Origin of the sequence: Bradyrhizobium paxllaeri (assembly GCF_001693515.2) — a bacterium.
Classification (GTDB): domain Bacteria; phylum Pseudomonadota; class Alphaproteobacteria; order Rhizobiales; family Xanthobacteraceae; genus Bradyrhizobium; species Bradyrhizobium paxllaeri.
The window spans coordinates 3,633,615-3,657,222 of record NZ_CP042968.1; the positions used below are offsets into that span (position 1 = coordinate 3,633,615).

20 protein-coding genes are annotated in these 23,608 nt (G+C 63.2%); 15 read left to right on the plus strand and 5 right to left on the minus strand.

Going from position 1 to position 23,608, the window contains the following annotated elements; all coding sequences use genetic code 11:
* Window positions 1-156 precede the first annotated feature (156 nt).
* The 14 genes from LMTR21_RS17125 to LMTR21_RS17190 all read left to right on the plus strand — a co-directional run bounded on the left by LMTR21_RS17125 (window position 157) and on the right by LMTR21_RS17190 (window position 14,053).
* The gene (locus LMTR21_RS17125; RefSeq protein ID WP_065753056.1) at window positions 157-1,224 is read left to right on the plus strand and encodes an ABC transporter ATP-binding protein; all 1,068 of its coding nucleotides are present in this window, start codon (window positions 157-159) and stop codon (window positions 1,222-1,224) included.
* A gap of 51 nt (window positions 1,225-1,275) precedes the next feature.
* On the plus strand, window positions 1,276-2,595 hold the full coding sequence (locus LMTR21_RS17130; protein WP_065753055.1) for an ABC transporter substrate-binding protein: 1,320 nt from the start codon (window positions 1,276-1,278) through the stop codon (window positions 2,593-2,595).
* 102 nt (window positions 2,596-2,697) lie between these two features.
* Entirely contained in the window at window positions 2,698-3,651 is a 954-nt protein-coding gene (locus tag LMTR21_RS17135) for a carbohydrate ABC transporter permease (RefSeq protein ID WP_065753054.1), read from the plus strand.
* Window positions 3,652-3,734: 83 nt separating this feature from the next.
* Window positions 3,735-4,661 carry a carbohydrate ABC transporter permease gene (locus LMTR21_RS17140; protein ID WP_065753053.1) on the plus strand — a complete coding sequence of 309 codons (927 nt, stop codon included), beginning with the start codon at window positions 3,735-3,737 and terminating at the stop codon, window positions 4,659-4,661.
* A 48-nt stretch (window positions 4,662-4,709) separates the two neighbouring features.
* A complete protein-coding gene (denD, locus tag LMTR21_RS17145; protein WP_065753052.1) occupies window positions 4,710-5,696 on the plus strand; it encodes a D-erythronate dehydrogenase in 987 nt (328 codons plus the stop codon).
* A gap of 33 nt (window positions 5,697-5,729) precedes the next feature.
* Complete coding sequence (locus LMTR21_RS17150; RefSeq protein WP_065753051.1) at window positions 5,730-6,668, plus strand: sugar kinase; 939 nt, start codon at window positions 5,730-5,732, stop codon at window positions 6,666-6,668.
* On the plus strand, window positions 6,665-7,315 hold the full coding sequence (gene eda / locus LMTR21_RS17155) for a bifunctional 4-hydroxy-2-oxoglutarate aldolase/2-dehydro-3-deoxy-phosphogluconate aldolase (protein WP_065753050.1): 651 nt from the start codon (window positions 6,665-6,667) through the stop codon (window positions 7,313-7,315). Before LMTR21_RS17150 ends, eda begins: the two co-directional genes overlap by 4 nt.
* Before the next feature lie 55 nt (window positions 7,316-7,370).
* On the plus strand, window positions 7,371-8,540 hold the full coding sequence (locus tag LMTR21_RS17160; protein WP_065753049.1) for an acetyl-CoA acetyltransferase: 1,170 nt from the start codon (window positions 7,371-7,373) through the stop codon (window positions 8,538-8,540).
* A 126-nt stretch (window positions 8,541-8,666) separates the two neighbouring features.
* The gene (locus LMTR21_RS17165) at window positions 8,667-8,876 is read left to right on the plus strand and encodes a hypothetical protein (RefSeq protein WP_057856960.1); all 210 of its coding nucleotides are present in this window, start codon (window positions 8,667-8,669) and stop codon (window positions 8,874-8,876) included.
* Between the two features lie 121 nt (window positions 8,877-8,997).
* The gene (locus LMTR21_RS17170; protein ID WP_065753048.1) at window positions 8,998-10,200 is read left to right on the plus strand and encodes a CaiB/BaiF CoA transferase family protein; all 1,203 of its coding nucleotides are present in this window, start codon (window positions 8,998-9,000) and stop codon (window positions 10,198-10,200) included.
* 9 nt (window positions 10,201-10,209) lie between these two features.
* A complete protein-coding gene (locus tag LMTR21_RS17175) occupies window positions 10,210-11,376 on the plus strand; it encodes an acyl-CoA dehydrogenase family protein (RefSeq protein WP_065753047.1) in 1,167 nt (388 codons plus the stop codon).
* Between the two features lie 126 nt (window positions 11,377-11,502).
* Window positions 11,503-12,639: a thiolase family protein gene (locus tag LMTR21_RS17180; RefSeq protein WP_148635974.1), complete on the plus strand. Its 1,137-nt coding sequence runs from the start codon at window positions 11,503-11,505 to the stop codon at window positions 12,637-12,639.
* The gene (locus LMTR21_RS17185; protein WP_065753045.1) at window positions 12,636-12,995 is read left to right on the plus strand and encodes a Zn-ribbon domain-containing OB-fold protein; all 360 of its coding nucleotides are present in this window, start codon (window positions 12,636-12,638) and stop codon (window positions 12,993-12,995) included. Before LMTR21_RS17180 ends, LMTR21_RS17185 begins: the two co-directional genes overlap by 4 nt.
* Window positions 12,996-13,525: 530 nt before the next feature.
* The gene (locus LMTR21_RS17190; RefSeq protein ID WP_065753044.1) at window positions 13,526-14,053 is read left to right on the plus strand and encodes a carboxymuconolactone decarboxylase family protein; all 528 of its coding nucleotides are present in this window, start codon (window positions 13,526-13,528) and stop codon (window positions 14,051-14,053) included.
* A gap of 24 nt (window positions 14,054-14,077) precedes the next feature.
* On the opposite strand, the gene LMTR21_RS17195 is transcribed toward LMTR21_RS17190, so the two are convergent.
* The gene (locus tag LMTR21_RS17195) at window positions 14,078-15,334 is read right to left on the minus strand and encodes an Hsp70 family protein (protein WP_065753043.1); all 1,257 of its coding nucleotides are present in this window, start codon (window positions 15,332-15,334) and stop codon (window positions 14,078-14,080) included.
* 227 nt (window positions 15,335-15,561) lie between these two features.
* Here LMTR21_RS17195 and LMTR21_RS17200 point away from each other — a divergent pair, with 227 nt between their 5' ends.
* Complete coding sequence (locus LMTR21_RS17200) at window positions 15,562-17,895, plus strand: Tex family protein (RefSeq protein WP_065753042.1); 2,334 nt, start codon at window positions 15,562-15,564, stop codon at window positions 17,893-17,895.
* Window positions 17,896-18,048: 153 nt separating this feature from the next.
* Here LMTR21_RS17200 and glsA read toward each other — a convergent pair whose 3' ends face one another.
* The 4 genes from glsA to LMTR21_RS17220 all read right to left on the minus strand — a co-directional run bounded on the left by glsA (window position 18,049) and on the right by LMTR21_RS17220 (window position 23,587).
* Window positions 18,049-19,908 (minus strand): glutaminase A, encoded by a 1,860-nt coding sequence (gene glsA, locus LMTR21_RS17205; protein WP_065753041.1) that lies wholly within the window; start codon window positions 19,906-19,908, stop codon window positions 18,049-18,051.
* A 22-nt stretch (window positions 19,909-19,930) separates the two neighbouring features.
* Window positions 19,931-21,982: a TRAP transporter permease gene (locus LMTR21_RS17210; protein WP_430642556.1), complete on the minus strand. Its 2,052-nt coding sequence runs from the start codon at window positions 21,980-21,982 to the stop codon at window positions 19,931-19,933.
* A gap of 59 nt (window positions 21,983-22,041) precedes the next feature.
* Window positions 22,042-23,205, minus strand: coding sequence for a TAXI family TRAP transporter solute-binding subunit (locus tag LMTR21_RS17215; protein ID WP_065753039.1), 1,164 nt, complete (start codon window positions 23,203-23,205; stop codon window positions 22,042-22,044).
* Between the two features lie 160 nt (window positions 23,206-23,365).
* Window positions 23,366-23,587, minus strand: coding sequence for an acyl-CoA carboxylase biotin carboxyl carrier protein subunit (locus LMTR21_RS17220; protein ID WP_065753038.1), 222 nt, complete (start codon window positions 23,585-23,587; stop codon window positions 23,366-23,368).
* Window positions 23,588-23,608 lie beyond the last annotated feature (21 nt).

Consider the following 23,608-nt stretch of genomic DNA (forward strand, 5'->3'; position numbering starts at 1 on the left):
ATTATTGACAGCGCTACCATCGGATTGCTAAAAACCGCCAAACTGCGGATGATAATGACCGTTGAATTCGGCTTCCGGCATTAGAGTCGAAAAGACAGCAAGGCGTCGCCGCCCGCTTGTGGCGCCAATAACAGACAATGAGGGGAGTGAATTCGAATGTCGTCGGTACAGATTCGCGACGTGCGCAAGTCGTTCGGCAATTTTGAAGTTTTGCACGGCGTGTCGATTCCGATCGAGGATGGCGAATTCGTCGTGCTGGTCGGCCCCTCCGGTTGCGGCAAATCGACCTTGTTGCGGATGCTCGCGGGCCTCGAGAACATCACCTCCGGAACGATTTCGATCGGCGACCGCGTGGTCAACAATGTCCAGCCCAAAGAGCGCGACATTGCCATGGTGTTCCAGAACTACGCGCTCTATCCGCACATGACCGTCGCCGACAATATGGGCTTCTCGCTCAAGCTGCGCGGCGCGAAGCCCGAGGAGATCTCGACCGGCGTCAAGCGTGCCGCTGAAATCCTCGCACTGACCCCGCTGCTCGACCGCTATCCGCGGCAGTTGTCGGGCGGTCAGCGCCAGCGCGTCGCCATGGGCCGCGCCATCGTGCGCGATCCGCAGGTGTTCCTGTTCGACGAACCTCTGTCCAACCTCGACGCCAAGCTCCGTGTCGCGATGCGCACCGAGATCAAGGAATTGCACCAGCGGCTGAAGACCACCACCGTCTACGTCACCCACGACCAGATCGAAGCCATGACCATGGCTGACAAGATCGTCGTGATGCATGACGGCATCGTCGAGCAGATGGGCACCCCGCTCGAACTCTATGACACCCCTGCCAACCAGTTCGTTGCGGGCTTCATCGGTTCGCCGGCGATGAACTTCCTCAAGGGCAAGGTGAAGTCGAACGGCAGCGCCGGGTTCGAGGGACCGAACGGCGTCAAGCTGCCGCTGGAAACGGCGCCCGCCAATTCCGAGGGCCAGCCGGCGGTCTACGGCGTGCGGCCCGAACATTTCACCATCGCCGATGACGGCGCCGAAGCCGAGATCGTGGTGGTCGAGCCGACCGGTTCGGAAACCCAGGTCTTCGCCAAGCTCGGCGGAGAGCAGGTGGTCGCCGTGTTCCGCGAGCGGCATCAATTCAGTCCGGGCGACAAGGTCCGGCTCAAGCCGGATCCGTCACTCGTGCATCTGTTCGACGAGACGACGGGCAAGCGACTGAATGGCTGAGTAATAAGTGGCTGAGCAATAACTAAAAAATATTCAAAGGGAGGATGGACCATGCATGACTTTACCCGCCGCTCTCTGCTTCAGGGGGGCACCGCGTTAGCAGCGGCCGGCGCATTGACCGGACCGGCACTGTTCGATTTCGCCAAGGCCTGGGCACAGGCCGCGCCATGGAAGCCGGAATCTGGCGCCAAGCTGACGGTGATGCGCTGGAGGCGCTTCGTGCCGGCGGAAGATGAAGCCTTCAACGCCATGGTCGCCGCGTTCAAGTCCGCGACCGGCGTCGAGATGAACGTGTTCAGCGAGGCCTTCGAGGACGTGCAGCCGAAGGCGTCGGTCTCGGCCAATACGGGTTCGGGCCTCGATCTGGTCTGGGGCCTGCATACGCTGCCGCAACTCTTCCCCACCAAGGTGCTGAAGATGAACGACGTTGCCGATTACCTCGGCAAGAAATACGGCGGCTGGACCGACGCGGCGCAGAAGACCTGCATGCTGGGCAACGACTGGCTCGGCATTCCCGTCGCCACCATCGGCGGCTACATGACCTACCGCAAGTCGGCGACCGACAAGGCGGGATTCAAGGAGTTCCCGAAGGATTTCCCGGGCTTCCTCGAAATGTGCAAGGCGCTGAAGGCGAACAATACGCCCGCCGGTTTTGCGCTCGGTCACGCCACCGGCGACGCCAACGGCTGGCTGCACTGGATCCTGTGGGGCCACAACGCCTGGACCGTCGACAAAGACGACAAGGTCATCATCAACTCGCCGGAGACGGCGAAGGCGCTGGAATATTGCAAGGCGCTTTCCGATACCTTCATTCCCGGCACCGCGTCGTGGAATGACGGCTCCAACAACAAGGCGTTCCTCGCGGGCGAACTGTTCTGCACCGCGAACGGCATCTCGATCTACGTCGCCGCCAAGGACGACCCGACCAAGAAGGAACTGACCGAGGATACCTATCACGCGCTATATCCTGTCGGTCCGATCGGTAAGCCGACCGAACTGCAACTCGCGGTGCCGATCCTGGCGTTCAACTTCACCAAATATCCGAACGCCGCAAAGGCCTTTGTTGCCTTCATGCTGGAGAAGGAAAACTACGACAAATGGTTGACCGGCGCGCGGGGCTATCTCACCCAGACGCTGAACGCCTACGAAACTTCGCCGGTCTGGACCGCCGATCCGAAGAATGCGTATTTCGCCCAGGCCTCCAAACGCGCGCTGCCGGCCTCCGGTATCGGCAAGGTCGGCGAGAAGGCGGCGACCGCGATCGCCGACTTCGTCGTGGTCGACATGTTTGCCAACTACTGCACCGGCTCCAAGGATGCCAAGACTGCCATGGCGGAGGCCGAGCGGCAGTTGAAGCGTATCTATCGCTAAGAGTTGAAAGCGGGCGGCGGCTCGTCCGCCGCCCGTTCGAACTAGGCTAACGGGACACGCCCAGAATATCGCCAGGATCGGCTGGCCCAAGGAAACTGGCTCATGGCTGACATCGCACTCACGCCGGCAAAATCGCAGATCCGCGAAGCGACGTCGTGGGACCAGCTCAAGCACAACAGGAACTGGCTCGGCTTCTGGTTCATGGTGCCGGCGATGGCGTTCCTGATCCTGTTCTTGGCCTATCCGCTGGGCCTGGGCATCTGGCTCTCCTTCACCGACACCAAGATCGGCAGGGTCGGTCAGTTCATCGGCTACGAGAACTACGAGTGGCTGTGGGACGACGGGGTGTTCTGGCTGTCGGTGTTCAACACGCTGCTCTACACGTTCCTCGCCAGCGCCATCAAATTCGGCATCGGCCTTTATCTAGCGTTGCTGCTCAACGAGAACATGCCGTTCAAGGCGATGCTGCGCGCCGCGGTGCTGATCCCCTTCATCGTGCCGACGGTGCTCTCGGCGCTGGCGTTCTGGTGGATCTTCGATTCCCAATTCTCGATCATCTCATGGTCGCTGAAGCAGATGGGCCTGATCACCCAGAACATTAATTTCCTCGGCGACACGACCTGGGCCCGGATCTGCGTGATCTTCGCCAATATCTGGCGCGGCGTGCCGTTCGTCGCGATCACGCTGCTCGCCGGCCTGCAGACGGTGTCGCCCTCGCTCTACGAGGCGGCGACGCTCGACGGCGCATCGCGCTGGCAGATGTTCCGCCACATCACCTATCCCTTGCTCACGCCGATCATTGCGGTTGTGATGACTTTCTCGGTGCTGTTCACCTTCACCGACTTCCAGCTGATCTGGGCGATGACCCGCGGCGGCCCGGTCAACGCGACGCACCTGATGGCCACCTTGTCCTATCAGCGCGCGATCATCGGCGGCCAACTCGGCGAGGGTGCCGCGATTGCAAGCGCCATGATCCCGTTCCTGCTCGCCGCCATCATGATCTCCTGGTTCGGATTGCAACGCCGCAAGTGGCAGCAGGGAGAGAACAATGACTGATCTCCGTATCGCTGCATCTTATTTGGCGCGAACGGGGCAAGCCCCGCGCGCGCAACGCCGCAAGTGGCAGCAGGGAGAAAACAATGACTGATCTCCCGACCACGCACGTCAATCTCAAGGGTGTGCTGACGTCTTCCGCGCCGACCGCAGACCATTCCGAGGGCATGAGCTATCTGCAGTCGGTACCGCGCCGGCTGGTGACGCTCTATTTGCCGCTGTCGATCATTGTGTTCGTGCTGCTGTTCCCGTTCTACTGGATGGCACTCACCGCCGTGAAGCCGGACGCGCAGCTCCTGGATATGGATACCTACAGCCCGTTCTGGACGTGGAATCCGACTTTCAAGCACTTCTACAAGCTGCTGTTCGAAAGCCATTATCCGATGTGGCTGTGGAACACGATGTATGTGGCGGTCTGCGCTACCTTCCTGTCGATCGTCGCCAGCGTGCTCGCCGCCTATGCGATCGTGCGGCTGCGCTACAGGGGCGCCAACCTGGTCGGTGGCCTGATCTTCCTCGCCTACCTTGTGCCGCCGTCGATCCTGTTCATTCCGCTCGCCACCGTCGTATTCCAGTACGGCCTGTTCGACTCGCCCTTAGCGCTGATCCTGACCTATCCGACCATTCTGATCCCGTTCTCGACCTGGCTCTTGATGGGCTACTTCAAGACCATCCCGTTCGAGCTGGAGGAATGCGCCTTGATCGACGGCGCCAGCCGCTGGCAGATTTTGATCAAGATCGTGCTTCCGCTGGCGATACCCGGTCTGATATCGGCCTTCATTTTCTGCTTCACGCTGTGCTGGAACGAATTCATCTATGCGCTCACCTTCCTTCAATCGGTGCAGAACAAGACGGTGCCCGTCGCGATCGTCAACGAGTTCGTTGATGGCGACGTCTATCGCTGGGGTTCGCTGATGGCGGGCGCGCTGGCGGGCTCCTTGCCGCTCGTCATCCTTTACGCCTTCTTCGTCGAGCATTATGTGTCGGCCATGACGGGAGCCGTGAAAGAGTAGGCGCTCGAGGCCCGTGTCGTATAACAGGGTTCAAAAAGGAGACGGGTCTTGCACGTTCTGATTCTCGGCGCCGCCGGCATGGTGGGCCGCAAGCTGACCGACCGGTTGCTACGCGACGGCCGCCTCGGCAGCGGCGAAATCACCCGCATGACGCTGCACGACGTGGTGGCGCCCACCAAGCCGGCTAACGCGTCGATCCCGATCGAGGTCGTGGCTTCCGATTTTGCCGATGCCGGCGCCGCGGCGCAGCTGATTGCCGGTCGTCCCGAAGTGATCTTTCATCTCGCCGCGATCGTCTCGGGCGAGGCGGAAGCCGAGTTCGACAAGGGCTACCGGATCAATCTCGACGGCACCCGCCATCTGATCGACGCCATCCGCCATGCCGGCGGCGGCTACAAGCCGCGGCTGGTGTTCACGTCCTCGATCGCGGTGTTCGGCGCGCCGTTCCCGGAGAAGATCGGCGACGAGTTCTTCCATACGCCGCTGACGAGCTACGGCACGCAGAAATCGATCTGCGAACTCCTGATCAACGACTACACGCGCAAGGGTCTGCTCGACGGCATCTCGATCCGCCTGCCGACGATCTGCGTGCGGCCGGGCAAGCCGAACAAGGCGGCGTCCGGCTTCTTCTCCAACATCATCCGCGAGCCGCTGGCGGGCGAGGAGGCGATCCTGCCGGTGTCCGAGGATGTCCGGCACTGGCACGCCTCGCCGAAATCGGCGGTCGGCTTTCTGGTCCACGCCGGCACGATGGATCTCGACGCGATGGGGCCGCGGCGCAATCTCAGCATGCCCGGCATGTCCGTGACCGTCGGTGAGCAGATCGCAGCACTCGACCGCGTCGCCGGCAAGAACGTCACCGCGCGCATCAAGCGCGTGCCCGATCCGACCATCATCGGCATCGTCTCGGGTTGGCCGCGCGATTTCTCCACCGACCGCGCGCTCAAGCTCGGCTTTACGACGGCCGAGAAGACGTTCGACGACATCATCCGGATCCACATCGAGGATGAACTCGGCGGCAAGTTCGCAGGCTGACGTGACTTCACGTTTCCCAGCGTGGATGCGGTCATGAGCAGGGTAGCCTGCATCGGCGAATGCATGGTCGAGCTGAAGCAGGCTGAGGGTGGCCTGTTTTCGCGCGGCTATGGCGGCGACACGCTCAATACCGCGGTCTATCTCGCCCGGCTCGGTGCCGACGCCGACTACATCACCGCGCTTGGCGACGACAGCCTTAGCGACGAGATGATTGCCGGCTGGGCAGCCGAGGGGGTCGGCACCGTCAGCGTGGCGCGGCTGGCCGGCAAACTGCCGGGCCTCTACATGATCCAGACCGACGACAAGGGCGAACGCCGGTTCTTCCACTGGCGCGACAGCGCCGCCGCGCGCAGCCTGATGGATTTGCCGCAGACGCCGGAGATCCTGAATTCGCTGGCGGGTTATGACGTCATCTATCTCTCGGCGATCACGCTGTCGCTCTACGGCGGCGAGGGCCGGACGCAGCTGTTTGCGGCGATTCAGCGCGCGCGCGAAGCCGGGGCACGCTTCGCCTTCGACACCAATTTCCGGGCGCGCGGCTGGCCCGATCTCGACGTCGCCCGCGCCGTTTTCCGGGAGGCCTTTGCCGCAGCCGATATCGTGCTGGCGTCTACCGAGGATTTGGCTCCGCTCTATCCCGGGGAAAGCAACGACGCCTTGCTGGCGCGGATTCCGGGCGCGGAGGTGGTGCTGAAGCTCTCCGAACCGGCGAGTATGCTTCGGCTCCAGGGCGCGTTTTATCCGGTCAGGGCCGAACCATTGAAAGCGCCCGTCGTCGATACCACTGCGGCCGGCGACAGTTTTGCGGCCGCCTATGTTGCCGCGCGCCTGATGGGCGCGGACCCGATCGAGGCGGCGCGGGCGGGACACCGGCTTGCCGGGGTTGTGGTATGCCATCCCGGAGCCATCATCCCGCGCGCGGCGATGCCGCCCGGCCTCCTTCCCGCTACCTCTCGCAAGGCATCTCCATGAGCGCAGCTTCCCGGCAGGAAAAACTCGCCGCCATCTTCAAGTCCGCCATCGTCATCCCTGTGCTCACTATCGAGCGGCCCGAAGATGCGGTGCCGCTGGCGCGTGCGCTGGTCGCCGGCGGGGTGCGCGTGCTGGAGGTTACCCTGCGGACCCCGGTTGCGGTCGAGGCCGCCAAGGCGATGATCGCGGAGGTGCCGGAGGCCATTGTCGGCATCGGTACGATCCTGAACGGAGACGATCTGGCGCGGGCGAGGGCGCTCGGGGCCAAATTCGGCATCAGCCCGGGTGCGACGCCGGAGCTGCTGAAGGCGGCCGCCGCAAGCGACCTGCCGTTTGCCCCGGGGATCGCGACCGCTTCCGAGCTGATGCAGGCGCTGGCCGCGGGCTTCGATCTCGTGAAATTCTTCCCCGCCGAGCAGGCCGGCGGTATCAAGGCACTTCGGGCGCTGGCGGGACCGTTCCCAAATATCAGGGTCTGCCCGACCGGCGGGATCGGCGAGGCCAATGCGGCGTCCTGGCTGGCCGAGCCGAACGTGGTGGCGGTCGGCGGTTCCTGGCTCTGCCCAGCGGCAGATATACGGTCCGGCAACTGGGCCGGCATAACCGCCATGTGCCAGCGCACTCTGAAATCGCTGAAACCGGCGTGAAGTCTTTTTCCCGATAGGCTACAAGGGCTTCAGAACCGGAACAGGGAGAACGACCATGACAGCCAGCATCGTCGGATGGGCGCACACGCCATTCGGCAAATTCGACGCCGAAACCGTCGAAAGCCTCGTGGTGAAGGTTGCGACCGAAGCGCTGGCCGACGCCGGTATTTCCGCCGAGGATGTCGACGAGATCGTGCTCGGGCATTTCAATGCCGGCTTCTCGCCGCAGGATTTCACGGCCTCGCTGGTGCTGCAGGCCGATCCCAAGCTGCGTTTCAAGCCGACAACCCGTGTTGAGAACGCCTGCGCCACCGGTACGGCAGCGGTGCATCAGGGCATCCGGGCGATTGCTTCGGGTGCGGCTCGCATTGTGCTGGTGGTCGGCGTCGAGCAGATGACACGGACGCCCTCGGCCGATATCGGGCGTTACCTGCTGAAGGCGTCCTATCTGCCTGAGGATGGCGACACCGTCGGCGGCTTTGCCGGCGTGTTCGGCAAGATCGCGCAGGGCTATTTCCAGAAGTACGGCGACCAGTCGGATGCACTCGCTTTGATTGCGGCCAAGAACCACAAGAACGGCGTCGCCAATCCCTACGCGCAGATGCGCAAGGATTTTGGCTTCGAGTTCTGCCGCTCCGAGAGCGAGAAGAACCCCTATGTCGCCGGCCCGCTGAAGCGCACGGACTGTTCGCTGGTGTCTGACGGCGCGGCCGCGCTGGTGCTGACAGATCTGGAAACCGCGAAGACCATGGGCAAGGCGGTGAACTTCCGCGCCACCGCGCATGCGCAGGATTTCCTGCCGATGTCCAAGCGCGACATCCTGCAGTTCGAAGGCTGTACGGTGGCCTGGCAGCGCGCGCTGGCGCAGGCCGGTGTGCAGCTCAGCGATCTCTCCTTTGTCGAGACCCATGACTGCTTCACGGTGGCCGAGCTGATCGAATATGAAGCGATGGGCCTGACGCCGCGCGGGCAGGGTGCCCGCGCCATCAAGGAGGGCTGGACGCTGAAGGACGGCAAACTGCCGGTCAATCCGTCAGGCGGCCTGAAGGCCAAGGGCCACCCGATCGGTGCCACCGGCGTTTCCATGCATGTGATGAGCGCGATGCAGCTCGCCGGCCAGGCGCCGGAGGGCATGCAGCTCAAGAACCCGAAGCTAGCCGGCATCTTCAACATGGGCGGTGCGGCGGTCGCGAACTACGTCTCCGTGCTGGAGCCCGCAAAGTAGCCGAGAACGTGCTATCCTAGGGGGTGGGCAAAGGCGCATCTGCGCCGTGCCCACCATGAGTACCGCGAGATGAGGCTGGTGGGCACGCTTCGCTTTGCCCACCCTACAATTTCCGGAGCGTACATTATGAGCAACGAAAGTTCGTTGTCATCGGCAGAGCTGAATAACCGGATCAGGATTCTGGAGGACAACATCCGGCAGTTGATCGAACAGGCTGCCGCCGCCTCCGGCGAACAGAACGAAGCGCGCATCGCCGATCGCCTCCACCATCAGAATGAAGAGCTGGAACGCCTGACCCGGGAGCGCGACGCCAGATCCAAGCCGCCGACGACATAGCCGCCGCCATCGCGCATACGGCCATACGCTGGGCGCGCCTTGATCTTCGCAAGCGGCTGCCGTTACTTGGTTCCCACAACATGCGGCCGGCGATGGCCGCGTATCGGGAGCAGGCTGATCCATGGGACCATTGGCGGGCATCAAGGTCATTGACATGACGACCGTGCTGATGGGGCCCTATGCAACCCAGATGCTCGGCGACTACGGCGCCGACGTCATCAAGGTTGAATCGCTCGACGGCGACGTGACGCGGCAGATCGGGCCGACGCGCCATCCCGGCATGGGACCGGTGTTCCTCAACACCAACCGCAGCAAGCGCTCCATCTGCCTCGACCTGAAGAAGCCGGCCGGGCGGGACGCCGTGCTCCGGCTGATCAAAACCGCCGACGTGCTGGTCTACAATGTGCGCCCGCAGGCGATGGCGCGACTGAACCTCGGCTACGACGTGGTATCCGAAGTCAATCCACGCCTGATCTATGCCGGTGTATTTGGTTTCGGCCAGGACGGCCCCTATGCGGCAAAGCCCGCCTATGACGACCTGATCCAGGGCGCGACCGCACTTCCGGCGTTGATGGCGCAGACCGCCGACGGCGTGCCGCGGTACGTTCCCAACGCGCTGGTCGACCGCATCGTCGGACTGACGGCCGTCGGCGCCATCTGCGCCAGCCTGGTCGATCGTAACCGCACCGGGCGTGGCCAGCGCGTCGACATCCCGATGTTCGAAACCATGGCCGGCTTCGTGATGGGCGACCACATGGGCGGTCTCACCTATGAGCCGCCGCTCGACAAGGGCGGCTACGCCCGTCACCTGTCGCCGGACCGTCGTCCTTACAAAACGTCAGACGGCTACATCTGCGTCATCGTCTACAACGACAAGCAGTGGCAGAATTTCTTCGATGCCACCGGCCGCGACGATCTTCGCGTCCACCCGAAATTTGCGACCTTCGCCGGCCGCGCCGCCAATATCGACACGGTTTATGCCGAGCTGGCGCGCATCCTCGAGACCAAGACCACCGCCGAGTGGACCGCGATCCTGGAGAAGGCCGACGTGCCTGTGATGCCGATGCACGATCTCGAAAGCCTGCTCGGCGATCCCCACATCGTCGCGACCAAGTTCTTTCCGGTCGTCAAGCATCCGACCGAGGGGCGCATCCGCAACATGAGGCCATCGACGCGGTTTTCCGAAACGCCGGTTGAAACAAAGCGGCTGGCGCCGCGCCTGAACGAGCACAGCGCCGAAATTCTCAGCGAAGCCGGCTTCTCGGCGGACGAGATTGCCACCTTGGTGCGCGAAGGCGTCACCAAGGCCGTGCCAAACACATAGGACGAACATATGGATTTTGCGCTATCCGCCAACCAGGAATCGATCCGTGATGCGGTCGGAAAGATCTGTTCGCGCTTCGACGATGCCTATTGGCTGAAGAAGGACAAGGAGGGCGGCTACCCCGCCGACTTCCACCGCGCGCTGGCGGATGCCGGCTGGCTCGGCATCTGCATTCCCGAGGAATATGGCGGCTCCGGGCTCGGCATCACCGACGCCGCGATCATGATGCGGACGATTTCGGAATCCGGCGCCGGCATGTCCGGCGCCTCCGCCGTGCACATGAACGTGTTCGGGCTCAATCCTGTCGTCGTGTTCGGCACCAAGGAACAATGCACGCGCATGCTGCCGCCGATCATCGACGGACGCGACAAGTCGTGCTTTGCGGTGACCGAACCCAATACCGGACTGAACACCACGCAACTGAAAACCCGCGCGGTGCGCAAGGGCGACAAATATGTCGTCAACGGCCAGAAGGTCTGGATTTCAACGGCACAGGTCGCCAACAAGATCCTGCTGCTGGCGCGCACCACGCCGCTGGAAGAGGTGAAGAACCCGACCCATGGCCTGAGCCTGTTCTATACCGACTTCGACAAGCAGCGCGTCACGGTGCACGAGATCGAAAAGATGGGCCGCAAGCCCGTCGATTCCAACGAATTGTTCTTCGAGAATTTTGAAATTCCCGTCGAGGACCGCTTGGGCGAGGAAGGGCGCGGCTTCGAATACATCCTGCACGGCATGAATCCGGAGCGCATCCTGATCGCAGCGGAAGCGGTGGGGCTGGGCCAGGTCGCGCTTTCGCGCGCCGCGGCCTATGCCAAGAACCGCATCGTGTTCAACCGTCCGATCGGCATGAATCAAGGCATTCAGCATCCGCTGGCCAAGAACTGGATGGAGCTGGAGGCCGCGTGGCTGATGGTGCTCTCCGCCGGCTGGCAATACGACCAGGGCATGCAATGCGGGCCGGCTGCCAATGCCGCAAAATATCTCGCGGCCGAAGCCGGCTTCCACGCCTGCGAGCAGGCGGTGATGACGCATGGCGGCTTCGGTTACGCCAAGGAATATCATGTCGAACGCTATTTGCGGGAATCGCTGATCCCGCGCATCGCGCCGATCAGCCCGCAGCTCATTCTCAGTTTTATAGCGGAGAAGGTGCTCGGTCTGCCGAAGTCGTATTAAAAGTGGAAGACAGTCTCTCCACGACGTCATTCCGGGGCGATGCGGAGCATCGAACCCGGAATCTCGAGATTCCGGGTTCGCGTCTTTGACGCGCCCCGGAATGACGGAGAGAGAAACGGAACATCGATGAGCTTCATCACCGGCGTCGGACTGACGTCCTACGGCAAGCACGAAGGCTCGTCCTCGCTCGATCTCATGAGCAAGGCCGCTGAAACAGCCATTGCCGACGCCGGTCTGAAGCGCTCCGAGGTCGACGGCATTCTTTGCGGCTATTCGACGGTCTCCCCGCACATCATGCTGGCGACCGTATTCGCCGAGCATTTTGGCATTCAGCCGTCCTATGCCCACGCCGTGCAGGTCGGCGGCGCCACCGGACTTGCGATGACGATGCTGGCGCATCATCTGGTCGATGCCGGCGTCGCAAAGCATGTGCTCGTTGTCGGCGGCGAAAACCGTCTCACCGGCCAGAGCCGCGACGCCTCGATCCAGGCGCTGGCGCAGGTCGGCCATCCCGATTACGAGGTGAGCCTGGGGCCGACGATCCCCGCCTATTACGGCCTCGTCGCCTCGCGCTACATGCATGAGTATGGCGTCACCCAGGAAGACCTCGCCGAATTCGCGGTGCTGATGCGCGCGCACGCGATGACCCATCCCGGCGCGCAGTTTCACGAACCGATCACCGTCGCCGACGTGATGGCCTCAAAGCCGGTAGCGATGCCGCTCAAGCTTTTGGACTGCTGCCCGGTGTCGGATGGCGGCGCGGCGTTCGTGGTCAGCCGCGAGTGCACCGGCGCGACCGGCATCCGCGTGCGCGGCTGCGCGCAGGCACACACCCACCAGCACGTCACGGCCGCGCCGGCCTTGAGCGAACTCGGCGCCGAGATCGCGATCGCCAAGGCCAAGGCGGCTTCCGGCGTTGCGATATCGGATGTGCGCTACGCCGCCGTCTATGACAGCTTCACCATCACGCTGGCGATGCTGCTGGAAGACCTCGGCCTGGCCGGGCGCGGCGAGGCGGCGGCGCGGGTGCGGGCAGGGCATTTCGGCCGCGACGGCGCCATGCCGCTCAACACCCATGGCGGCCTTCTGAGCTACGGCCATTGCGGCGTTGGCGGCGCGATGGCGCATCTGGTCGAGACGCATCTGCAGATGACGGGGCGAGCCGGTCCCCGGCAGGTCCGCGATGCCTCGATCGCGCTGTTGCACGGCGACGGCGGCGTGCTGTCGTCCCATGTCAGCATGTTCCTGGAGCGGGTGCGATGAGCGGCAGGTCAGCCGATTGGACCAAGGGCGCCGAGGCCATCGTCTATCAATCCTGCCCGGCCTGCGGGAACGCGCAATATTTCCGCCGCAGCTTCTGCGCCGCCTGTGGTGCGCCGGACCCGATGGAGAAGCGAGCCAGCGGGACCGCGACTGTCTACGCGACATCGCTGGTGTGCCGTGCCGCGACACCGGAGACGCGCGCGCACGTTCCCTACAACATCGTGCTGGTCGATGCGGAAGAGGGCTTTCGCATGATGGCCCATGGCGACAACGATCTCGCCATCGGTGATACAGTCACCGCAAGTTACCGGCCGTTTGCGGGAAAGCTGGTCCCGTATTTCGAGAAGAAAAAGTGACGTGTTCAGCATAATGTTCACGCAACGAAGCAACCCAGAATTACGCGGAACGGGTGAAAAATCTGAGTGCTTCGACGCGTCAACATTCAGTGCCAGTAGAACACAACGCTGGCGATAACGAGCATCGCTGATACCGCCAACATCTGCGCGAACGCTTCCGAGGCCGCCTTCCTGGTGGCTTCCTTCATGCCTAACTCCCTAGACTTGGGCATGAGTCATCCTTGCCCGTGAAGGCCTGATGAGCTCAGTTTGGTTTTACTCGGAACACCCCGCGCGACGAGTATTCGCTCTTTTGAGTCCCCACTCAGCGAATATCGACAGTGCTGAGAATCGACCAGCATTGAGGCGGCAATTTGTCTCGCTCGCAGCCGGTTTGTGCGCGAGAAAGGGAGTTTTTTGGCGCAGGTCTAAGGGCTTGGCTGCCGGCTCGAACCCGCGGCGGCCGCGTTTCGACGGTTGATCGGGCTCCTGCTGCGGTGCATGATCCCTCTGTCAGCAAATCAGAAAAATGCAAAGCCCAAGGTGGACGAATGGCCCGCATTGAATATAGCGATCCCGCCAAGCACAATGATCGCACCCGAGAACTGCTCGGCAAAAACCGCAATGCGAACATTTTCCGGATGATGGCGCATTCGCCGAGCTATCTCGAACAGTATTGCCGACTCGGCGGTGCCATCAGGCACAAGGGCGAGCTGGACCCGATCGTGCGCGAGCTCGCCATCACCCGCACCGGCATCCTGTGCGAGGCGCCTTACGAAATCGTCGCCCACAAGCGGATCGGCAAGAATGTCGGCGTCACCGACGAGCAGAACGAGGCGCTGGAGAACTGGGAATCGGCAACGTGCTTCAATGATGTGCAGCGCGCGGCGCTCGCCTTCACCGATGAGATCGTCCGGCGTCACAAGCCGACGGAAGCGACCTTCAGCGCGATTGCCGCCAAGCTGAGCCCGGCCGCATTGATCGAACTGCAGCTCTCGGTCGGCTTCTACATCATGACGTCGAAGTTTCTGGAAACCTTTGCCATCGACATGCAGCCGGTGACGGAAGTGGTGGGCTGAACAGCGATTGTTCCGCGAACGATCTTAATTCGCGGGCCCGTAGCGCCGCAGCGCCTCCAGCGTCAGCCCCTTGCCGACGGCGCCGAAGATGTCGCCCTCGACAATGCGGGCCGACGGCACGGCCTTGGTGATTGCCTTGTGGACGTGGGCGAGTTTTACGGAACCGCCGGTCAGGAAAACCGAATCGATATCGCCGGCCGCCAGCCCCGCCTGAACCAGGCAGTTCCTGATGCGCGCCGCGATCCGATCGGCCAACTGTTTTGTGTGGCTGACGAGATCGGGGCGGCCGATGTCAGCGCTGAGACCGGGAGCGACCCATTCCAGCGGAATGCCCGCCCGCGGCTTCTCGGAGAGCGCGATCTTGGCGTCCTCGACTTCCATCGCCAGCGTATGACCGCGCTGCTCGTGGATCACGCGTATCAGGCGGTCGAGAAGTTCCGGCCGGCTCGCCTGCTGGCGGACCTGACGGATATCGGCCATCACGCGCGACTCATACATGCGGTTGATGCTCGACCAGGTGGCGAGGTCGTGAAAATAGCTCGACGGCACGTCAAGCCCGGCACGCTTCATGGCGCTGCGAAATCCGAACAGAGGCATGACGACGCCGAGGCTGAGCTGACGGTCGAAATCGGTGCCGCCGATGCGCACGCCGTCATTGGCGAGAATATCGGCTGCGCGATCAGCCTTGCCGTGGCGCTCGGGTCCCAGGCGCACGATCGAAAAGTCCGACGTACCGCCGCCGATATCGGCGATCAATGCGAGTTCCTCGGATGCGATCTGCCGCTCATAATCCAACGCCGCCGCAATCGGCTCGAACTGAAACGTGACGTCGTCGAAGCCTGCTCCCTTCGCAATCGACCGCAGGCTTTCCTCGGCCTTGCGGTCGGCATCCGGCGCATTGTCGACGAAATGCACGGGCCGGCCATGGACGACACGGCGCAGTTCGCGACCCGTGGCCTGTTCCGCGCGGCGTTTGACCGCCCCGACGTAATAGGCAATCACGTCACGGAAGCCGACCCGGGCGCGTCCGAGCCGGGTGGTTTCCTCGATCAGCGAGGTGCCGAGCACCGATTTGAGGCTGCGCATCAGCCGGCCGGCCGTGCCTTCGACATAGGCCTCCATGGCCCTGCGGCCGATCAGGACGTTGCCATTCGGCTCATAGAAGATCGCGCTGGGAATCGTGGTGTGCGCCGCCTCCAGCGGCGCCAGAACCGGTGCCCGGCCGTCAATGGTGCCGAGCGTCGTGTTCGACGTTCCGAAATCAAGGCCGCAGATCGACATGGGAGGCTCCGGGAGGGAGCGCCCGTTTACACATTACGAGGCCATCAATCTACCCTTATCTCGGCGTGTTTTCCCTGCGATTCCCGGGTGCTCGAGGTGGGCCGAAAGGGCCGATCCACAGATCAATTTCTTTCGTGCGGCGGGTTGGCAAATCAATCCGAGATGGTCCATAAGCTGCGTCCCCGCGGCCGGTTATCCCGCCGCAAACGGCTTTAAAAAGAGGTCGCGTGGCAAATATCAACCGACAGATTGCGCAAGAGCTTGGCGTCCGCGAGGAGCAGATCGCGGCAACCGTCGAACTGCTGGATGGCGGCGCCACGGTGCCGTTTGTGGCGCGCTACCGCAAGGAAATCACCGGCGGGCTCGATGACGCGCAATTGCGTACCCTGGAAGAGCGCCTGACCTATTTGCGCGAACTCGAAGCGCGCCGGGTGGCGATCCTCGATTCGATCCGCGAGCAGGGCAAGCTCGACGCCGCGCTGGAAGCGCAGATTATGGCAGCCGACACCAAGGGCCGCCTGGAAGACATCTATCTGCCGTTCAAGCCGAAGCGCCGCACCAAGGCCGAGATCGCCAAGGAAGCCGGCCTCGAGCCGTTGTCCGAGCTGCTGCTGACGCAGCCGCAGAACGATCCGCAGGTCGTTGCGGCAAGTTATGTCAACGCGGAGAAGCAGGTAGCGGATGTGGCTGCCGCCCTCGAAGGCGCCCGCGCGATTCTGGTCGAGCGATTCGCCGAAGACGCCGACCTGATCGGACGCTTACGCGAGGAGATGTGGGCCGGCGCGGTGATGACATCCACGGTGCGCAAGGGCAAGAAGACCGAAGGCGAGAAGTTCAAGGACTATTTCGAATACAACGGAGCCCTCCACAAGCTACCGTCGCATCGCATTCTCGCGCTGTTCCGCGGCGAGAAGGAAGAAGTTCTGGAGCTGCAGATCCAGCCCGAGGCCACCGTGCCCGAGGCCGGCGTCCCCAGCGCCTATGAACTGAAGATCATGCAGCGTTTCGGCATCACCGATCAGAAGCGTCCCGGCGATCGCTGGCTGGTCGACACCGCGCGCTGGGCCTGGCGCACCAAGATCCAGGTGCATCTCAACATCGATCTGCGCATGCGGTTGTGGACGGCGGCCGAGACCGAGGGCGTCCGGGTGTTCGCCTCGAACCTGCGCGACCTCCTGCTGGCGGCGCCGGCCGGCGCGCGCGTCACCATGGGGCTCGATCCCGGCTACCGTTCCGGCGTCAAGACCGCCATCGTCGATGCGACGGGGAAGGTGGTGGCGACCACCACGATCTATCCGCACGAACCGCAGCGGCAATGGAACGAGGCCCTGGCGACGCTGGGCAAGCTCGCCGTCCAGCATCGCGTCGACCTGATCGCGATCGGCAACGGCACCGCCTCGCGCGAGACCGACAAGCTGGCGACCGAACTGGTCAAGCTGCTGCCGGATCTGAAAATGTCGAAGATCGTGGTGTCGGAAGCGGGCGCGTCCGTCTACTCCGCCTCGGCCTTTGCATCGGAGGAATTACCGGAGCTCGACGTCACCTTGCGCGGCGCGGTCTCGATCGCGCGGCGCCTGCAGGACCCGCTCGCCGAACTCGTCAAGATCGATCCGAAGGCAATCGGCGTCGGCCAGTACCAGCACGACCTCGGCGAATCGAAACTGGCGCGCTCGCTGGATGCCGTGGTCGAAGACTGCGTGAACGCCGTCGGCGTCGACGCCAACACCGCTTCCGCGCCGCTGCTGGCGCGGGTGTCGGGCATCGGCACTGGGCTCGCGCAAAGCATCGTGCAGCATCGCGACGCCAACGGCCCGTTCAAGTCGCGGAAAGACCTAAAGCAGGTGCCACGGCTCGGGCCCAAAGCGTTCGAGCAATGCGCCGGCTTCCTGCGCATCAATGGCGGCGAAGACCCGCTCGATGCGTCCGGCGTGCACCCTGAATCCTATCCGGTGGTGCGACGGATCCTCACGGCCACCAAGAGCGACATCAAGGCGCTGATCGGCAATGCCGATGTCGTGCGCCAGTTGAAGCCGCAGGCCTTTGTCGACGAAACGTTCGGCCTGCCGACGGTGACCGACATCCTTCGCGAACTGGAAAAGCCCGGCCGCGACCCGCGCCCGGCTTTCAAGGCAGCCGTCTTCAAGGAAGGCGTCGAAGAGATCAAGGACCTCAAGCCCGGCATGATCCTGGAAGGCACGGTGACCAACGTCGCTGCGTTCGGTGCCTTCGTCGATATCGGCGTGCACCAGGACGGCCTGGTGCACATCTCGGCCATGTCGAAGAACTTCATCAAGGACCCTCGCGAGGTGGTGAAGCCGGGTGATATCGTCAAGGTCAAGGTGCTGGAGGTCGAGGTCGCCCGCAAGCGCATCGCGCTGACGCTGCGCCTCGACGACGAAGTCGGCGCCAAGAGCGACCGTGCGCCGCAAGGCAAGCCGCGCGAGTTTTCCAAGGCGTCGATGACGTCGTCGTCACCACGCAAGCCGCAGGAGCAGGGCGGTGCGCTAGCGGAGGCGCTGCGCCGCGCGGCGGAGAAGAGCGGACGGGGCAAGGCGGGGTAGGCAAGCGGCACGCGACGATGGCTTCATCCTTCGAGACGCACCGCTTTGCGATGCTCCTCAGGATGAGGTCTGGCAGCGTCGCCGGAGGAAGTCCAAGACCCTCATGGTGAGGAGCCCGGCAGAGCCGAGCGTCTCGAACCATGTGGCCCGAATCTAACCCGACGTCAGCACATTCAGCTTGGCATTGGCCAGGATCAGGCGATCGGCCAGCAGCTGCGCGAGGTTGCGCATGATGCGCTCGCCGGCGCGGGGATGCTGTTTCCGGAAGAGTTCGAAATCGCGGAGCGAAATTTCGTAGGCGGTCGCGGCCATGTCGGCCAGTACGTCGGCGGAGCGATGCGGCTCCAGCAGCGCCATTTCGCCAAAGGGCATTCCCGCGGTCAGCGTCGCCAGGCGGATGCCGTCGGGCAGGGTGACATGGACGGCGCCGCTGCGGAGGAAGAACAGCGATGTGGCGGGTTCTCCAGCGGAGATGATCTTCTCGCCGGTCTGATAGGTCCTGGTCGACGCGAGCGAGACGAGATCGGTCAGTTCCTCGTCCGTCAATCCGGCCAGCAGCGATTGCTCGGACAATTCAGTGGCATCGAAGAAGTCGATCGCGCCGCCGTAGCGGTAGACCAACTGGTCTTCCGCCCATTCGATCGCGGCGTCGAGCAGGTAGTAGTTGCGGATGTTGGTGAGGCCTTCCGTCCATTCCGCGATCATGTTCCAGTCCGGCGACGCGCGCCGGATGCCGGATAGAATCACCGTGACGTGGTGCGCGGCGAGCTCGCGGAATTCCTCGGCGAGCAGGCGGGCGCCGGCGCGGGTCATGGCGGTGACGCGGCGCAGGTCGAAAATGACCAATTGCGGGCGTGGCTTGGCCGCCAGCTGCCGCGAGACGTAATCGACGTTTGAGAACGACAGTGTCCCGACCAGCTCGATGACGCGGACGTCCGCGTGATGCGCGGCAAGGATGTTCTGCTCCTTCGCGCGCCGCACGCGCCGCGACGGACTGTTGCCGATGTCGTAATCGGCGATGATGCTGTTGCGGGCGTCGTCGCTGCGGTTGAGCATATGCAGGTCGTAATGCGACGACAGCGTCTCGCAGACCTTGATGCCGCGCACGCTGTTGCCATGCTTGTCGAGTTTCGGCGAATAGCTGCCGAGCCCGAGCCGCGCCGGAAGGGCGGCGAGAATGCCGCCGCCGACGCCGCTCTTGGCGGGAATGCCGATCCGGTAGATCCACTCTCCCGCATAGTCGTACATGCCGGAGCTGGTCATCACGGAAAGCGTGCGCGAGATGGCGTAGGCGCTCAACACCTGTTCGCCAGTCACCGGGTTGACGCCGCGATTGGCCAGCGTCGCCGCCATCACGGCGATATCGCGTGCTGTCACCAGGATGGCGCATTGCCGGAAATAGACCTCCAGCACCGCGGCCACGTTATCCTTGATCACGGCGTTGGTGCGCAAGAGATAGCCGATCGCCCGGTTGCGGTCGCCGGTGGTGCTTTCGGAAGCATAGACGGCGTCGTCGACATCGAGTTCGCGCCCGGCAAACCGCCCCAGCGCCTGCCGGATGTAGTCGAACGCGGCGTCGCCCTTGGCTTCGTAGATGAGGCCGGAGCAGGCGATCGCGCCGGCATTGACCATCGGGTTGAAGGGATGGTTTTCGGCGTTGAGGCGGATCGAGTTGAACGGATCGCCGGAGGGTTCGACGCCGATGACGCTCTCGACGCGTGCCGCTCCCAGCGTGTCCAGCGCCAGCGCGAACACGAACGGCTTTGACATCGACTGGATGGTGAAGGGGACCTGGGTGTCGCCGACCTCATAGACATGGCCGTCGAGGGTCGCGAGGCTGATGCCGAAATGGTCCGGGTCGGCCTTGCCGAGCTCGGGGATGTAATCGGCGACCGCGCCGCCGGTCGAGGGCGTGAAGTCGGCGTGACAGGCGTTGAGGAACCGCAGCAAGGGCGGCTTCGAGCTGGCCCAAGCTGCGGGACCGGCCGTAAACGGAGGAGGCGATTGTTTCATCGCCTCCTCTTGTGCAACGCAATCAGGGTGCGTGCAACTGGTTCGCCGCCGGTGCCTGACGTTTGACCAGGAACAGCGCGACGAGCACCGTCGGCACCAGGATGGCAAGCCCCATCATCGTGACCTGCATCTGCGACAGCGGCATGATGCCGCCGCCGGGTGTCGCGATCACGAAGCCGCCGATCACCAGGAGCACTCGCAGTGGCCATTCCAGCACGCCGGCGCCGCGAAGGTCGCCGACGAAGACCTGATAACCCTGAATGCCGCCGCAGATGAACAGCGTGCCGACACCTGCCAGCGCCATCAGCCCAAGCCCTTCGAGGTAGGGGCTTGGTCCCTGCAGCACCAGCGCCGGGTTCAGCACGAAGAAGAACGGGATGAAATAGATGATGCTGCCGACCCACATCGATTCCCATCCCGTCTTCATCGCCGGCGCGCCAGCGATGCCGGCCGCCGCAAACGAGGCGATGGCGACAGGTGGCGTGATCGAGGAGAGCATGCCCCAGTAGAAGATGAACATGTGCACGGCCATGCGGTTAAGGCCGAGCTTTTCCAGCGCCGGCGCCACCAGGATGGCCAGGAAGATGTAGCAGGCCGTCGTGGTCAGGCCGAGGCCGAGCACGAGGCTGGTAAAGGCGCACATCACGAGCAGCAGGAGCGCATTGTCGCCGGCGATCCGCAACAGGTCGTTGGCGAGGCTCGATACCACACCGGTCATCGAGAACGCGCCGATCAAGAGCCCGCATCCAGCGAGAATGCCGACCAGTTCGACGAAGGTGCGGCCGTTGACCTCAAGGAACTTGTTGATTGTCCCAAACGTCCAGCGGGTATCCTTGGAGAAGAGCTGGTTCAACACCAAAAGCAGCGCAGTGGCGTAGAACGGCGCATGGCTCTCTCGCTTGAAGTAGAGCAGCATCACGATCAGCAGCGCGATCACGAAAACGTAGTACCAGCCGTCCTTGATCGTGTCCCAGACCTTCGGCAGCTCGGCGCGTGGAATGCCTTTCAACCCGTGGCGGGCGGCATAGGAATCCACTTGCATGAACAGGCCGACATAATAGAGCGTCGCCGGAATGATCGCGGCAACCGCGACCTCGGCGTAGCTGACATTGAGAAACTGCGCGATCACGAAGGCGGTTGCGCCCATCACCGGCGGCGCCAGCACCGCGCCGGTCGATGCACAGGCCTCGATCGCACCGGCATAGGAGGCGCGGAAGCCGCTCTTCTTCATGACGGGAATCGTCATGGTGCCCGCGGTCAGCACGTTGGAGATGATCGAACCCGACATCATGCCGAGCAGGCCGCTGGCAAAGATGCAGACCTTCGCGGCGCCGCCGCGGAAGGTGCCGCACATCGCAAACGACAGGTTGATGAAAAATTTCCCGGCGCCCGTCATCATCAGCGCGGTGCCGAACACCAGAAAGCCGATCACGGTATCGGCAAAGGCCTGGATCGGAATTCCGAGCAGGCTTTCACCCGAAAGCACGTGATACGCGGTCGCCTGTTCGAGCGTCGATTCGGTGCCGCGGAACGGTCCCAGCCACTTGGCATCGGCGAACAGGGGATAGACGGTAAACGGCAGCACGCTCAAGAGCAGGCTCCAGCCCCCTGTACGGCGCAACGCCTCCATCAGCACCACCCACATGATGACGCCGGCCACGATCACGTCCGTCGGCGCGCCGCCGAATTCCCAGCCGGCCTCGGCCGCCTTGCGGACGCTGCGCATCAGGAGAATGGCGCAGGCGAAGGTGACGACAAAAAGCAGGATGTCGTACCAGGGAATTCGGTCGAGCGGCGCGCTGCCGGTTCCTGGAAAGATCAGGAACGTGAACGGCAGCATCAGCGCGATGAGAAGATAGAAATACTCCGTGTTGAGCTGCGTGTAGCCGATGAAGAAACGCAGCGAGAATTGCTGGTTGATGCACAGCAGGATGGTTACTGCGGTCGCAACTACCAGCCCCCAGCGCCACGCCCCGCGCAACGTTCGTACGCGCGTGACTTCGGCTTCCTGCATGTTGGCATGCGGGTCATCGAACTCAACACGCGGTGCCGGCGCGGCTACGCTGCCGCTCATAGAAGATGACATCGTTCCCCCGAGATGGTGCTCGACTTCGCTTAAGCGAAGGCGCAGGACTATTCGAAGCCGTTCGGCATATTCGCCTTCGCCAGCGCAGCGGCGCGCGCCTTCATCCAGCCCTCGAGAAACGCCTTGTCATCCGAGGGCGGATTGGACTTGCCATAATCCGTCCAAGCGGCGGCCAGCACCTGCTGGCGCTTGAGCAATTCCTTGTTGTGGGCTTCCTGTGCGTCGGTCCACTGACCGGCTTCCTTCAGCGCCTTCGCCGCGCCCGGATGCACCGGAACCACCCAGTTCTTGGTCTGGCGGTCGGCGGCAAGGCCGCCCGCGCCCGGCGCGGAATCCTTGTAGGCGTCGTAGCCCGTGATCATCGCCTTGGTGATGGCATAGACCTCGTCGGCGGCCAGCGATCCATAAGACACGAAGATCGGATAGGGATAGTTGCCTAGCTCGATCGGCTTGTCCTTGGAGATGCCGGCGCCGCAGGTCGCGACGTGCGGGAAGAAGAACGAGCCAACCTTTTTCACGCGTTCCCAGCCGGCCTTGTCGCCGGGCGGCAGCGGCGGCCAGACGATGCCCCGCGGCGATGTCTCAAGTTCCTTCGCCGGACCAGTAATGGTAGTGGCGAAGGCGGCATCGACGTCGTTGTTGACCATGCCCTTCCACATCGCACCATAGCTCGAGAACTCGACGACCTTGACGTCGCTTTGCTTGAGGTCGCCGAATGCGAGGACCGCGAGCGCGTTCTGGTTCAGCGCCGGTGAACCGACCACGAAGCCGACGCGCTTGCCCTTGAGCTGCTTGATCTCCGTTACGCCGGTATCCTTGGCGACCCCGAGCGAAGCGCCGTTGCAATCGACGGTAGACAGCACCAATTGCAGGGCTTGCGGCCCCCATTCCTTGGTGCCGAATTCGAACACGCCTTCCTGGGCGAAATACGACCCGGAGCCCATGGCGGACATGGCCGCGCGCTTGGCGCGCAGCGGCGCCAGCCGCGCCACGTCGTTGCCGGCGGGCAGCACGCGAACGTCGGTGCCGTATTTGTCCTTCATCATCTTGCCGACGCCGACGGCGATATTGAAGCCGGCGGTGCCGGTGTCATAGGCGGTGACCACCATGGTCGGCGGCAGCTTGACCTCGTCAGCGTATGCTGCGGACAAGGTCAGCAATGAAATGCCTGCAAGTGCGGCTGGCGCGAGCGCCTTCAAACGATGAATCATATTCTCCCCTTAGATTGTTTCGCGATGTGAAATTCTTCCGTTGGCATTGATCATGTCATCGCAGCATGGCGAAGGCAACGCCCGAGCAGAGGCACGACCGCTTCGTTGCGGATAACGCCAGGCAGACACATTGTCACGCATCAAAAGTATGATGGCGCGCCTAAGCTTCGATGATGGCGACGACTTGTCCTTCGGCAATGACGTCGTCGAGTTCGACAAGGATGGCCTTGATTTTTCCAGCGGCCGTCGAGGTAACCGGAATTTCCATCTTCATCGCTTCGACGAAAGCAATCTCGTCGCCGTCGTCGACCTTGCCACCGGTTGTGACGGGAAGCGCGCACACGCGGCCGGCGACTTCGGTGACGATCTTGATTTCTGGCATTCCGTTTCTCCCGGGGACCGT